Consider the following 14,763-nt stretch of genomic DNA (forward strand, 5'->3'; position numbering starts at 1 on the left):
CCACCCCTTCATCTAAAAACGATTGCCACCAACGTTCATAACCTTCAGCCAAACGCGCAGCAACTTTAGGATATTCTTCGATAACATTATTTTCCTGGGCACGGTCACTGGTAATGTTGTAGAGCTGGTTACCATCAATCAAGCGCCAGTTGTCGTCCATCACCGAATAGGCTTTATATTTAACCAAATTTTGCTCACGTTGTGTATCGATGTACAATATACGGTTGGGCCATTCCGGATTTTCCTGCGTCATTAAAGGAGCAAGGCTCTTTCCATCCAATGGTTTTACCGGATTAAAATCAAGGCCAAGCAAATCAACAAAGGTTGGGAGCAAATCGTAATTCGCTACCAGGTTGTCAATATCTTTTCCGCCTGTAATTTGCCCGTTGGGCCAGCGAATAAAAAATGGCACGCGGTGGCCACCGTCAAACTGACTTCCTTTTCCACCTTTTAATCCGGCATTGTAAGTTGAGCGGCCAGCCGAAGTTCCGTTATCGGTCGTGAAAATCAAAATGGTATTATCGGTTAAACCCAGCTCATCAAGCTTATCTTCCAGCTTTTTAAAATTGTCATCAATATTGGTAATCATTCCGTAAAACCGAAGCATCCTTTCGTTCAGATCTTTATACTCTTCTTTACCAACATACATATCGTAATATTCTTTCGGAACATTGTATGGCGAGTGAGGGGCATTGGTTGAAAGGTAACAGAAAAACGGACGGTCTTTGTTTTTCTCGATAAAATCCAACGCTTCTGAGAAGAATACATCGGTACAGTATTCCTCATATTTCTGCTCAACTCCGTTGTGCCAATATGTATCGGCAAAGTAATCGTTCATCCAGTAATCGGGTCCCTGGCCAATTCCTCCGGCGGCATGGCGTACCACTTCGTGAAACCCCCTGTCTTCTGGTCGGTACGGGTAATTGTCACCCAGATGCCATTTCCCATACATGGCATTAGTATAACCGTTTTGCGCAAGTATCTGAGGCAATATAACTTCATCTTCGAAAAGAATAGAACGTCCCATAATGGTGTGAAAAACGTTTACGCGGTTACAGTGTCGGCCGCTCATAATTCCACTTCGTGTTGGAGCGCAGGTGGTTCCCACATGGTAGTTGGTAAAACGCACTGCATCGGTATAAAATTTATCGATGTTTGGTGTTTTGATGTATGGATTTCCGGTACACCCCAAATCGCCCATTCCCTGATCGTCGGTAATAACAAAAATAATGTTTGGTTTCTGTTTAGTACTATTTTGAGCCAGCACCTCAGCACTACTCACACTCCATCCTAGAACAATGAGAAGGAATGTTGTTACTTTTATTAGGTTCATAATAACTTTTATTAATTGATTTTATTCGTTCCTTACTGCAATTCCATCCAGGATACCTGCTCCCAGTTGTCTTTTACAAATGATTGTGGAGCACCATCAGTCGACCTACCGGTTTCAATAATTTCGGTGATTTCAGCTTTTAGCGATTCTACAATCTCAGGGTGTTCAAAATACAGGTTTGTGGTTTCGCCCGGATCATTTTCCATGTCGTAAAGTTCGTAAGGCGCTTCCCCTTCAGCAGGTTCGATAAACACTGGCTTGAGTGAACCTGCGGAACCACGTAACATGTTTAGTTTCCATTTGCCTTTGCGAATGGCGAAATAACCACTTGCCGAATGATGAATGATTGCGCGATCGGTCTGGTATTCTCCTTCCGGGGTATTTTCTGAAATCAAAGGCAACAAACTATAGCTGTCTTCAGCAGCATTTTCAGGAATTTCAATCCCAACAATATCGGCTATGGTTGCCAGATAATCAGATTGGCAAACCGGAACATCAACTTTGCTTCCGGGCTTAATTACTTTCGGCCAACGCATTAAAAACGGCACACGATGTCCTCCTTCGTAAATATCGCGCTTTCCGCCTTTAAAATTTAAGCTACTGTAATGCCCGTATGTATCCCGCCAATACGCATAATTAGTTTCAGCGCCGTTATCTGATGAAAAAATGACGAGTGTATTTTCCTCCAGCCCGTTTTCTTTTATGGCATCCAACACTTGTCCTACGCGATAGTCGGTTTCTTCCATAAAATCGCCATAATTACCACATTCGGTTCGTCCCCGAAAATCGGGATGGGTGCAATGGGGCAAGTGTGGGCTGGTTACCGGGAAATACAAAAAGAAAGGCTTACCATTTTTTGCATCATCAGCAACTCCATTAATGTACTCAACCGCTTTGGCTGCGAAAGTTTCCAGCACCAACTCGTCGTTAAACGAGGGCGCTGCTTCAATCCATCCTTTACTTTCAGGCTCTTCCATAAATGGAGGTGTCATTCTATAATCTGCCGGATTAACTGCATCGTGAAAAGAACCGGGAATTGAATTCTTTTTCTTTTTGGTCCATAGTGTCGGCGGGTCTAAAACCCGGTCGTTTTCAAGAAAAGTAAGCACACCATAATTCATGGATGCCGGAAGACCAAAGAAGTAATCAAATCCTTTTTCGATGGGGCCATCGGTAAATGGTTGCGACCAGTCGCGGTTTTTGCCTTTGGTCCCCGCAAAGTTCATTTGAAGGTGCCATTTGCCAACCATTGCCGTGTTGTAGCCTTGTTCTTTTAGCATCGAAGCGATGGTCATTCTGCCATTGTCGATCAGACAGGGGCCATCGGCGCCGAGCACGCCCTTTTTTAACGAGGTTCTCCAACTGTAGCGTCCGGTTAAAAGGGTATAACGAGATGGCGTACAAACGGCATCGCTGCTGTGCCCGTCGGTAAACGTTATTCCCTCGTTAACCAACCGGTCGATATTTGGCGTTTTAAATTTAGCGTTTGGATTTAGTGCTCCCACATCGCCGGATCCCTGGTCGTCGGTGTAAATGATAATGATGTTGGGGTGGTTCTTAATGCCGGGTAGTTGATCCTTGTTGCTTGATTGGGTGCAAGCGAGTGTAAGTGTTGCCAACACTACGATGATTATATGGTTAATTTGTTTTATCATTTGAAAGTAGTTATTACTTATAACTTTATAATTTTTGCGAACACGTTTCTCAATCGTTTCTCTCTTTCAAAAGAATGAATCTGTTATTCTTGTTCCCTGCTCCAAACAAAGCTACCTTCCAGAAGCTTGCCATACTCCAATTTTAAAAGTGTTTTCAACTCTTCAAATTTTTCAGGATATTTTTCCGACACATCGATGCTTTCAGAGATGTCTTCTTTCATATTATACAAAACGAAATCAGCAAGGTCTGCTTCTTTAATCATCTGCTCGTTTCCATTGTAAATGTTATGGAAATTTTCCACATAGGAAGTATCGCTTTTCAAGCAGCACATTATTTTCCAATCGTCTGTGCGCATGGCAATCATGCGTTCGTTCAAAGCATCGTAAAATGCCCAGATTAAAGGTTTGAATCTTTCCATTTTACCGGTTTTAATCAAAGTTGTCATCGATTGCCCGTCTAGTTCAACATCGGGTAAAGTTGCGCTTGAAATTTCGGCAAAGGTTGGCATAAAATCGAGCGATGAAACCACTGCATCTGTTGTTCCATTAAAGGTTTCTTTACCTAACCAATAGAATATTCCCGGCACCCGGAATCCGGCTTCATTTGTCCACAATTTCATACCTTTTAATGGACCTGGGGAGCCATACGAATGTTTAGCTCTGGAATAACGCATCAAAGTTTCCGGCCCGTTGTCGGAACTGAAAACAACGAGCGTATTTTCGCTGTAATTTTCTTTCAGGTATTCCATCAGACGGCCAACTTGTGTGTCCATATTTTCAACGTTGGCAAAATATTCTGCCTGGTTTTCATTTTCTGCTTTAGGGAGGTATTTCTGCACCAAATCCTGTGGTGATGCCACCGGTTCGTGAGGTTCGTGAAAACAAACCTGCAAATAAAATGGATTATCGCCTTCCTTGCATTTCAGCCAGTTTAAAGCCTCGTCAACCACCAACTGGCAGCTGTAACCTTCCAACTGCCCCACATCTTCGCCATTTCGCACAAAGTTTTTAGGATTTTCATGACTTGGAGCAGCATTGTTGTGGGTAGCAAACCAGTGGTCGAATCCAAAATATCCCGGTGTGGGTTGTTTTTCCGAATTAAAGTATGAACTGCAATGCCATTTGCCGGAAAGACAAGTTGAATAACCAACCGTTTTTAACATGGCCGGAATAGTTTTTTCGTGAGCCTGCAAGTGTACAATATCGCGGCAATCTTCGCTCCTTTTCGGACCAGGAATAAAATCGTAAATACCCGCACGATTTGGACTTCTTCCGGTTAACAAACCAGCACGAGATGGTGAGCAAACCGGTGCAGCCGAATAAAAGCTCGTACACTTAATTCCTTCTTCAGCTAATTTATCCAGGTTGGGAGTTTCTATAACAGAATGTCCAAATGAGGATAAGTCACCGTATCCTAAATCATCGCATAAGATTACCACTATGTTGGGTTTTATTTCCTTTTCTTCAGTTTCACATGATAGAAGAGCTACACTTAGCAGCAAAATACTTGCTATGGTTTCTAGATTTTTCATAAATGTTTTATAGCGTGTTTATAAAAACTAATTTTCTATTTCTGATCCCACAGACGATATGGGTCATTATGTTCTTCCATTTGTTCTAAAAGCAGAGCTTCCATTTCGGCCAGCTTCTCGGCATATTTAGGATTCTCTGCTAAATCAGTTTGCATTTCATTAGTTTTACCATGTTCGGGTAAATATTCGTATGGATTTTCGGCCAGGTTAAACAATTGTGTTTCCCGAACTGCGCCATCCATCATATCGTATTTTATTAGTTTCCAGTCGCCTTTTTTTATTGTGCGTATACCGGGCTTGGTACCTCCAGCATAAACACCATACATTACATCTCTAACCGATTCCTGCTTACTCTCTAAAACTGATTTGAAACTTTTACCTTGAACCGTTTCCGGGATCTCGATCCCAGCCAATTCGCAAAGTGTAGGCAACACATCTAACAAATAAATATTGCCTTCAACACGGGTACCGGCTTTAATTCCGGGACCATTTACAATAAAGGGCACACGCCAGCAATGCTCGTAAAGATTTTGCTTGCCCATTAATCCATGCCGACCGATGGCAATTCCGTGATCGGCGGTGTAAATAATGTAAGTATTTTCCAACTCACCCATTTCTTCCAGCTTTTTTAATACTTTACCTATTTGAATGTCAATATTCTCAGAGCAAGCAAATTCGCGTCCCTGCTCGTTACTGATAGTATTCACATCACGATTTTTCCAAACTCCCGGGACACGCTCTTCGTCGCGCAAGGCTGGGTGACCATGAAAAAATGGATGTTCCGACAAATAATTCACAGGAACTTCCGGTTGCTTAGGATTAGCTGGTGGCAACGATTCTTTGTCTTTATGGTTTGTGGCACCATATTTTGCCAATAACTCAGGAGTTCCATTACGTTCGTCGTGTGGATGCGAAAATCCAAAATAGATAAAGAAAGGGTCTTCATCCTGACCTGCCTCTCTTTCTCCCAAATAATCGAGCACTTGCTTAGCATGCCAGGCACTACCCGACTCTTCGGTACCTCCGCGTTTTGTCGCATCGTGGACAACCGTAAATTGGTTGTTGGCATTAGGGTACGAGTTTCCTTTTTTACAAGTACGCATTGTTTTGTAGCCAGCACGGTTAAAAACAGCGCCAATGGTCATGGTATCAATCGGATTAAAATCGGTTTGTTTTTGATGTAAAGCACTTGCCGGAAGGTTCCAAACCGTTCGTCCGCTCATAATCATATGGCGCGATGGCGTACAAACTGCACCATTCATTGAGCCCATGTGGCGGGCACTTTCAAACACCATTCCGCCCTGTGCCAGTTTATCGATGTTTGGTGTTTCCAGAATAGAGTTACTGTTGTAAAGTTTTAAATCGAATGCCGATTGGTCGTCGACCAGTATAAATAAGAAATTAGGTTGTTTAGGTTCTTTTTGGCATCCGAAAAACAAGCTGCTTAACAGAATACTGATAGTGATTAAATTTAGGTATTTCATACAATTAATATTGTTTATTCATAGGACATCGTTTTGAACACACATACATTACAATCTTCTTTTTGGGTGTATATGCATTATATATTCGCTTCATATTTAGCATTTTATGAATTATGCTTTCAACTTGATCTGTCACTTATTTCGTTACATCCATTAAACACGAGAGAAAACCATTTAGAAGGGGACATTATTTTTGATAAAATTTCTATTCAAATTGTACTTCTCGGTAATCTCCTTTATCAAATTTCATTTCTTTATTTTCACTGATTATTGTAACCGACATTTCATTATTTAAATACATTACATCTCCTTTTTGCTCAAATATCAAATTCCCTTTTTCTTTTGCAGAAAAAATTAAACCATTTGCAATTAACCGTGTACCATTCCCCATAAACAAAACAAAATCACCATTCCTTTCGTTTCCAACAAGCGCATAAGTAGCATCGGTCTGCATGTTTTTATACTTTGCTGTTTTTTGGTCATACGTAGAGAAAATGTAGTCCTTTCTACCTGATTTATTTATCACTTGTATTCCGGCAAAATCTGTTGCTCCATTCTCGTCTTCAAATCCAAGAATAGACTCGATGCTTTTCCTCTCATCAGATGTAAAAGGTTCGTAAACCGAAATAAACGGATGTTCCCAGGCTTCGCTGTGCTGGCGGGCAACCAGGGTTAGGTATGGCTCGTGGTCAACATCGTACGGAATTCCTGTTTTGTCTTTAAACGACTTACAGGGTGGCGATTTAACCGTGTAAACTTCGCGTCCTTCAGTGCCTTTCATCCAAAGACTCATGAATACATCGGCTTCTCCTTCGGCTCTGTCAATTTTCCATTCGGCTACATAATCTTCGCTGGTATGTACCGATTTTTTATCCCACATGTAATCCAATGCGTAAAGGTGTCCTCCTGCAAATCCCATTTCTTCGCTCGGTGTCAATTCAAGTGGATTTCCATTGGTATCAGTCACCTGCATGCTTTGCCCCAGGTTGTGGTAATAATAGTCGTGAAATTTATCGCCTTTGCGTTGTTTTTTCGAGCGGAAAATATCTACATAATACCCGGTGGTTTTACCGGTCTTTACAATGCTCATTGTGCGGTTTTGGTCGCTACGGGTTTCGGGTTCCAAAAAATAAACATCGGAATAAGTAATATTTGGATAGTAACCTGTTTTTTGTTCCGACCTGGGGTACTCGCCCATTAAATCGAAAGCGTGATAACTCAACATTTCGGTATACGACGATGCGCCGTCAACCATTACCGTGTTGTGTGCCGGAAACTGTGAGTAATACTCCAGGTAAATTGGTTGCAAATAGCCGGCTCCTTTACCCGGATCGGCACCTTGTACAAGGCCTTTCCCATACAATTCAATGTTAATTCCATTAGCATGCATGTGATTACCCAACGAGCCATTCATCGATACCATCATTCCATCAGTTCCCCAACCCATGCGCTGTACGTGCCAGCTAACATTTGGAGCGTAAAAGGTTTGGGTGATGTAATTGCTTCTTTCAGCTGGCTGGTAATCCGGATTTAGAACTAAGGGTTTACTGGCAAAAAACGAAGAAATATCTGCCCGCGGCCTGCGTTGTTGGGTAGGTTTGTCGGCATTTGGTTCAAACAAACGATACATGGCCGTAAATTCTTCTTCCAAAGATTCATTCCCGTTTTTCTGGGCAATACGCACCATGTCACTCATGGGCTCTGTATAAAGTGGTCCGTAGTTCGTATCGCCAAAAGCAACAATCTGCCCATTCGGGAACAGGTATTGCGGCAGCATCTTTACAGCTTTCTCCATTACGGGGGCAAAAGGAAGAATATTGTGGTCGAAAGCATTGTCGAAATCGCGAATAAAGTTGGTGAGGTCTTTGGTAACGCCCTGCGAGTAGCCCGGGCACTCGGCCCATACACCGTTATTTTCGTCGTAACCATAATCCATAAATTTGGTCAACGACCACTGGCGTGCAGAGGTTTGATTCAGAATATAATCGATGTAATATTCGCGGCCTTTCCCGTCCTCATAAAATTTATTGTCTTTTAGCACCATGGCACCTTTCAGTATCGTTTTTGCCTGGTGCAGGTTCCAGTTATTTTGTGGAACCCCGTTTCGAATTATGTTCTCGTTCCATTTTTTTATGGTAGCATCGTAAAGGCCAATTTTCTCCGGTTCGTTTTTTTCGATGTATTGATGAAGGAAGTCGTAAAGTTCGGCAACCACGATTAAGCCTTTTTCGTGAATTACCTGGAAACAAGTCATGCCCACCAGCGTTTGAATGTGACCATTTAACAAATCAATGGGTTCGTTGCGATAATACATTCCCATCATGTAGGTATCGAAAATGTCGAAAGCAAATTTGGCAAATCGTTCGTCTCCTTCGAGCCAATATAGAAATGCGGCATCGCGGGCAAAGCCTAGCAGTTTTTCATTGTGCCGGTGAAGTATGCCCCCTGTTTTCGACTGCTCCACCCACTCCAAAGGATTGCCCTCTTTGCTTTTATTGCGAAGGTACAAACCCCGCTCATCGTCCATATACGGAAGAATATCTTCCAAATCGGGCATTGCATAATTGGTGGTATAATCGCGCGATCCGGTATATCGAACGGTTGGCACCGGTGCCTCACCATCAGCATGGGAATAGTAAATTCCGTTTACATACACATTCGTGGCTTTGGTTTTCCAGTACATCATCAGGCGCGATGGCATCCATTCAGGGTCATCCACATGACGTTTAACATGAGTGTCAATCTTCTTATGAATTCCGGCAAGAACGTCCTGTGCCCATTCTTCCTGCTGAATAGTTTCTTCAAGGTTCTCTTTTTCGGCTTGAGTAATATACAAACGTGGATAACCTTGTGTAAGGTCTTTTGGAAGTGGAATTTGGATTGTTTCTTGTGCGTTTACCAAGCTGATGAAACTTATTAAAACGGCTACTAATTTTAGTTTTCTTATCATGATTACTATGTTATACTTTTTGTCAGATATTATTGAATAGCTTCGTTGTACATTTCTTCGGTTTGCTTTCGTAACTTTTTCAACACCCCTTTATATTTCTGATTGTTGACCAAATTATTCTGCTCGAGCGGATCTTCCTCCAAATCGTATAATTCCTCAATTTTAGGATCGTGCTCGTAATACACAAAATATTTGTACCGATCGGTTCGTATGCCATGACTGCGATAAGATTTGTTTTCGTCAATCAGCTTTTGGTTAATTTCATCTACATTTTCCTTGTATCGTTCTTGAAACATATCCACCAAAAAAAGGTCCTCCATAAAAACAGCATCGCGCCATTGGGTCATATCTTGAGTTTTGTTTAAAATTCCGCTAAAGTCATGGCCCTGAATTCCTTTTGGAACTTCAATACCGGCCAGCGAAAGAATAGTTGGAGCCATATCAACCGAAGAGATTAAGGCATCTTCCCTGAAACCACGTTTATTTTCGGGTACACGACCATCGTATACAATCAGAGGTGCTTTCACCGATTCTTCGTATAGTAAACACTTATCAAAAAGTCCGTGTGAGCCCTGAAAACGCCCGTTATCGCTGGTGTAGATAATTATGGTATTTTCCAACATTCCTTTCTCTTTCAGCTTTTTTACTAATAAACCAACTTGCTCATCAACACTATAACCTTGTGTAGCAAAGCGGCGCACCAGTCTTTGGTAAAGCTCGGGGGTAGATGAACGCTGTGCATGTAAACGTGGTCCTCGTGCATTTTCAACCACTACCTTAGGCAAATCATCCGAATTATCTTCCTCCCAATTTTCAGGCACCGACATATTAAAATCTTTGTAGTACTCGAAATGAGGCATGTAAATATCCTTGTTATTGTCGTGCTTAACCGCATAAAAACTTACTGAAAGGCAGAACGGTTGATCATCAGGTTGCGTATCTAAAAAGCGCAACATGGCTTCACCAGTTCGTAGAGTTCGTCCCGAATTTTCACGTCCCTCTTTAAAAATTGCTTCCAGTGCTTCATTATCTTCCGACCAGGTAACCATGCCATTTCTATCATGGGTTTCGGTGCCGGCAAAAAAATCAAAAATATTGCCCATGTGTTTTTTGTAGAAATGTTCTTTGGGAGTACTGGGGCGAGTCCCTTCATCGGTAACAGTAAATCCTACTTTTCCGATAAAACCGGTTCGGTAGCCGGCATTCTTTAAAAGAGCCGGATAACCCTTTTCAAAATCGGCTTGAGACAAAGTAAAGTCGTCGGGGGCCACAAAACCTACACGGTGATTGGAATTAAAACGGCCAGTCATCATAGTTACGCGGCTGGGCATACAAATGGCAACTGCATAATATGCCTTGTCGAAAATAACACCCTGCTCTGCCAATTTATCGATATTGGGAGTTTTGAACTCGGACCTACCATAACAACCCATGTTATCCCAACGCTGGTCGTCGGTCATTAGAAAGATGATATTGGGCCTGTCTCTCGATCCAGCGTATAGATCTCGTGGGCCTGCAACCACTAGAAGGATTAGGGCCAATACTGAGATGAGTTTCTTTAATTCTTTTCGGTATTTCATCTACAAGTTATTTTCTTCAATATATCACTGATAAATGTTAGCCTCTCAAACAGTCGGGAGCTTTTACAGTGATTGAGCCCCTGTTTGCCAGCACTGCTGGCAAACAAGGGCCAACCGTCAAAGATTCGCTATCGCCAGTTTATTTTTGCTTCTTTTTTATCTGTATCGACCCAAACACTGGCGTGTTCAAATTCGCGGGTAAACTGCCAACCATCGGGAGTGACGCGTTTGAAAGCTCCTTTTGGTGCCCCGAGTGGTTTCTTTAAAGCGGGATAATCAACCAGGTTTCCATCGGCTAGATTCCATCCCCAGTTCCATTGGAAATAGGAATACGGCTGTGCTCCAATAAGGAAACACGCATGGTAATATTCCAGTTGTTTTTGAGATTTTTCTTCCATTCCATCTGTATCTGTTTCTCCAACAGTTATATCTGTTTTCCCTTTACCTTTTGCACCAAAACGATAAATCGAGAATTTGCCCGCTTTAGCAATTCGCTCCATATCGCCCCATTCTTTTAGCAGGTTTTCTTTGTTGGTAACGGTAGTATTATAATGTTCGAAAAAGAAACCATCGCAATGCGGAAAAACCTCTTTGGTATCAGCAGCGTTGTTGCCAATCAATAGTTTATCAGGCCCCATTTTTTCCTTTAATCCGGCCATCATTTCACCTTTGGCTAAGGCTATTTCAACTATCTTATCATTGGGATAATCCATGTTTAAACCCACATTCATGCGGTCAATAAAAATACCATCGGCACCTGATATTTCAACACCTTTGGCAGCAGACTCAATCCACCATTTACGAAAATCAGGATTTAAAGCATCAAAATAATACGAGAATCCTGGCCTGGTTTTTTCCCTTAATTTTCCAGTCTCCGGACTTACAAACAAAAATTTAGCTAATTCCGGGTTTTTAGCAATTCCTTCGGGAGTAAATTCTTGATTAAAGCGAGGGTAAGGCCATGCCAAATACGAATTATAATAAAACAGGACTTTAGACTCTGGCTTGATTTGATGAAACGCTTCCACTTCGTGTTTTGTGCCCAACACCTGGTCGCCAAGCTGGTTAAAACCATGTGATTTTTCGATACAAATAAAATCGGTTCTTTCGGCTATAAATTTTACTTCCTCTGGCTCCAACACCCGATCGATATCGCCAAAATGATAATACATCGGGGTCGTTTCCCAACTGAATTTTGGAAAATAGGATTTGGCCACAAACTGACTTCCATCGCTTAAAACCAAAGATTCCTTGCTATATTCTTCCTGCGAAACTTGCTTTTTTACTTGATGTGAACACGCCACTGATATGAAGAACATCAGCGTAAACATGGTTTGATAAATTTGTTTTTTCATATCTTTTAAATTCATTCGTTTAACAATACTATCAGTCACTTCATTTTTAAACATCGTTAATCAGAAACTTTTTCCCCGATTGTATTTCGGACTATTTCCCCCTGACTTTTCACATTAGCGTCCACTGTTCCTTTTAAAAGCAGAACTTTACAATGAGTTTGATTATTCAACTTAATATTCGTGGCATGTACACCCGAACGTTGATAAAATGCATAGCCATTAAGTGTTGACAATTCAATGTTGAAAGAATCAGGAATAAAATCAGGATTCGAGGTTTTTAAAATCACCTTATGTCCTGTTCCGTTTATGGCTGCCAATAGTTTATTGGCCTTTCCGTTCCGACTATCTAAAATTTCCAGTTCAACAAAAGCATTTTCCGCTTTTTTGTAGGGAATACAAAGCGCTTCCGCGTATCTGGCATTGGCGCTGCAATTGATTAAAGTGTCGTTGTTTCCCACGTTAAATCCGGCTGCTACACAATCGCGCACCTGGCAGTTAATTACCTTATCGCCCGAAGTGCTTAAGCCCGTACAAATACCACGACGCATTTGAAAAACAGTACAATCTTTTATTATTGTGTTTTTTGTTTTATGCCCATGATATTCAGGATACATGCGAATCCCATCTTCGCTTAAAGAAATTATTTCTCCTGGAAGAATTTTTCCATTTTCAGCAACCGTAGTTCCCTCGATGTAACCACCTTTACCGGCATAAAATTTTCTATCATAACCATAGCCCGACGTCTCAGCCAGCATTGCATCTGTTGTACGAAGCAGCCCATCAACGTGGCAGTCTTCTATTACCGTATTTTCAGCCCCTTGCAGAAAAATAGCATGCCCCATGGCGCGCATGTGAACTTTGCATGCAATTAGTTTTACATTTTTTGCAGGGTATCCTACACGAATACCATTCATTTTTCGCACATCGCCACCACCCAAACCATAAAGATAACCATATCCCCATGGACTTGAACCAGCAGTTCTTACTTCAACGTTCTTAAGGGTCACATCCTCACCCACAATATTGAAGATCTTGTTTTTGCTTTGTCTGCCGGGCAGATCACCGTAGGTCTCAATATACAAACCCTCCAACTTGACATTGTTCCCGGAAATTTCAATGGCACAGTACATGCTGTTACCATCGTTGCTTTTTTTCAGGTCGGTGCGGCTAAATAGTTTGGTGTCGATCATAAATCGGCATCCGGTCAAATCGAAGTGCGAGTTGTTTCCGGCAAACTGCATAAAACGAATACTTTCAGCATCATCAATTTGGTAATTACCTGGCTTTAGTTTGATTTTTACATTGTCTTTTTTACAACAGGAATTAAGGTCGGTAAGGTTATCGATTTCAATAAATTCCTGAGCTTGGCAAGCAATTGCAAGGCTAACTAGGATGATGAATATTTTAAGTTTTATTATCATGTTTCTTTTTTCAACTTAAAGGATAGCATCCCCTTTTTTTTACAAATAAGAGGGATGCCATCCCAGCCTTTTTTACTTATTAATTTGTTGAATATGCATGGTAAAACCATTATTTGCTTTTACATCAAATGACATGGAACTAGCTGCATTCAATTCTTTCTCTTCAATTTTTACACGAGTGCGTGTTTCTACCGTTTCATCGTCGGTGTATATTTTTGCTGAATAATTTTCACCTTCTGTTAAAAATGAAAAGTCGAGATCAACAGTACGCGCCGTTTCTCCATTTATTCCGCCAATCCACCAGTCGTTTCCTTTACGGCGGGCAATTACACCACTCTCTCCTATTTCGCCAACCAGCACTTTTGTCTCATCCCAAACGGTTGGAACATTGTTAAAGAATTCCAGCTCTGGCTCGTTGCCAATGGTGTTGGTATTGCCCCAAAGTGCATCGTCTTTTACAGGTGCAGCAGGTGCTTTATCGTACCAATACAAAAACTGAAGTGGGCTAAAAATACAAACCGTTTTTGCCAGCTGCGAAGCGTGCGACCCCATTTTTTCTACACGACTGTTGTAATAACAAACCGTGTTGTCGGCAGCTCCGGCCAGCGAACGGGTGAACATGGTAATTAGCGTATGACTGTTTGGCACGGTTTCCTCATCGCCACGAATGCCTTCCTGGGTCAAGAGATTGGGATAGGTTCTTGAAAAACCGGTAGGCCGGTATTCGTCGTGAATATCTATCACCATTTTGTGTGCAGCTGTTTTTTTCACAGCCTCGTGCATCCAGGTCGTAGCATTTTGGTCGCCTACGCGCACAAAACCATATTTTATGCCGGCAATGCCCCACTCCTGAAACAAGGGCAAAATATCGTCTAATTGTTTCTCCAGTGCACGACGGTTTACGTACAACATTACTTTAACACCTTTTTCTTTAGCGTAGGCCGTTATAGCTTCGATATCGAAAGGCCCTTTCGAACGTTTTGGATCTAATGTTACTGTGGTAGCATCTGATGCGTTGTCCATTTCGTTTCCGTACCAACCGGCATCGAAATGCACATATTGCATGTTATGGCTGGCCACAAAATCAATGGCAGCAAAACCACCTTTTGTAGTAAGCGTCCCTTCGCGCAAAACTTTACCGGGTGTAATCCACGATTCATCTTCAATTTCGCTCGGCGGATTTAAGTTTTGAAGAATGTAATTGTTTTCCAGTAACTGCCCGTAATTTCCTCCCATCATTACCACACGCCAGGGTGATTTAAATGGAAGCTTCATTTCAACTTTGGCACCTTCGCTGCGTTCATTTTCAACCGCACCACTTACCATATCTTGTTTGGTGTCTATTATTTTGCCATCGAGGCTTGAGACAATACTGTTTTCGAACTTCTTACCCGCATCAAAACTTAAGCGGGCATAATCCACCAAACGGGCTTCGGCAAGCGCAATTTTTAGA

General features: G+C 41.8%; 9 protein-coding genes. All 9 read right to left on the reverse strand.

All coding sequences use genetic code 11. From position 1 onward, the window contains the following. Nucleotides 1-1,333: arylsulfatase (locus ABZB17_RS12010; RefSeq protein WP_372650534.1), on the reverse strand; the 1,333-nt coding region annotated here is incomplete at its 3' end. A gap of 32 nt (nt 1,334-1,365) precedes the next feature. Then, nucleotides 1,366-2,988, reverse strand: a complete 1,623-nt coding sequence (locus ABZB17_RS12015; protein WP_372650535.1) for an arylsulfatase — start codon at nt 2,986-2,988, stop codon at nt 1,366-1,368. An 83-nt stretch (nt 2,989-3,071) separates the two neighbouring features. Then, nucleotides 3,072-4,520 (reverse strand): sulfatase-like hydrolase/transferase, encoded by a 1,449-nt coding sequence (locus tag ABZB17_RS12020; protein ID WP_372650536.1) that lies wholly within the window; start codon nt 4,518-4,520, stop codon nt 3,072-3,074. Nucleotides 4,521-4,555: 35 nt separating this feature from the next. Continuing rightward, nucleotides 4,556-6,004 (reverse strand): sulfatase-like hydrolase/transferase, encoded by a 1,449-nt coding sequence (locus ABZB17_RS12025; RefSeq protein ID WP_372650538.1) that lies wholly within the window; start codon nt 6,002-6,004, stop codon nt 4,556-4,558. A 205-nt stretch (nt 6,005-6,209) separates the two neighbouring features. Then, nucleotides 6,210-8,954, reverse strand: a complete 2,745-nt coding sequence (locus tag ABZB17_RS12030) for a six-hairpin glycosidase (RefSeq protein ID WP_372650539.1) — start codon at nt 8,952-8,954, stop codon at nt 6,210-6,212. Nucleotides 8,955-8,983: 29 nt separating this feature from the next. Next, nucleotides 8,984-10,534, reverse strand: coding sequence for a sulfatase-like hydrolase/transferase (locus ABZB17_RS12035; protein WP_372650541.1), 1,551 nt, complete (start codon nt 10,532-10,534; stop codon nt 8,984-8,986). 128 nt (nt 10,535-10,662) lie between these two features. Then, complete coding sequence (locus ABZB17_RS12040; protein ID WP_372650543.1) at nt 10,663-11,889, reverse strand: putative glycoside hydrolase; 1,227 nt, start codon at nt 11,887-11,889, stop codon at nt 10,663-10,665. Between the two features lie 56 nt (nt 11,890-11,945). Then, the gene (locus ABZB17_RS12045) at nt 11,946-13,310 is read right to left on the reverse strand and encodes a hypothetical protein (protein ID WP_372650545.1); all 1,365 of its coding nucleotides are present in this window, start codon (nt 13,308-13,310) and stop codon (nt 11,946-11,948) included. A 72-nt stretch (nt 13,311-13,382) separates the two neighbouring features. Further along, a partial coding sequence (locus ABZB17_RS12050; RefSeq protein WP_372650547.1) for a glycoside hydrolase family 97 catalytic domain-containing protein occupies nt 13,383-14,763 on the reverse strand: 1,381 nt, incomplete at its 5' end.

It is taken from the genome of Draconibacterium sp. (assembly GCF_041583095.1).
In the GTDB taxonomy this organism is placed as follows: Bacteria; Bacteroidota; Bacteroidia; order Bacteroidales; family Prolixibacteraceae; genus Draconibacterium.

Coding starts and splice junctions, on each gene's coding strand:
- ABZB17_RS12015 (WP_372650535.1), bottom strand. CDS start 2,988: ATGATAAAACAAATTAACCATATAATCATCGTAGTGTTGGCAACACTT.
- ABZB17_RS12020 (WP_372650536.1), bottom strand. CDS start 4,520: ATGAAAAATCTAGAAACCATAGCAAGTATTTTGCTGCTAAGTGTAGCT.
- ABZB17_RS12025 (WP_372650538.1), bottom strand. CDS start 6,004: ATGAAATACCTAAATTTAATCACTATCAGTATTCTGTTAAGCAGCTTG.
- ABZB17_RS12030 (WP_372650539.1), bottom strand. CDS start 8,954: ATGATAAGAAAACTAAAATTAGTAGCCGTTTTAATAAGTTTCATCAGC.
- ABZB17_RS12035 (WP_372650541.1), bottom strand. CDS start 10,534: ATGAAATACCGAAAAGAATTAAAGAAACTCATCTCAGTATTGGCCCTA.
- ABZB17_RS12040 (WP_372650543.1), bottom strand. CDS start 11,889: ATGAAAAAACAAATTTATCAAACCATGTTTACGCTGATGTTCTTCATA.
- ABZB17_RS12045 (WP_372650545.1), bottom strand. CDS start 13,310: ATGATAATAAAACTTAAAATATTCATCATCCTAGTTAGCCTTGCAATT.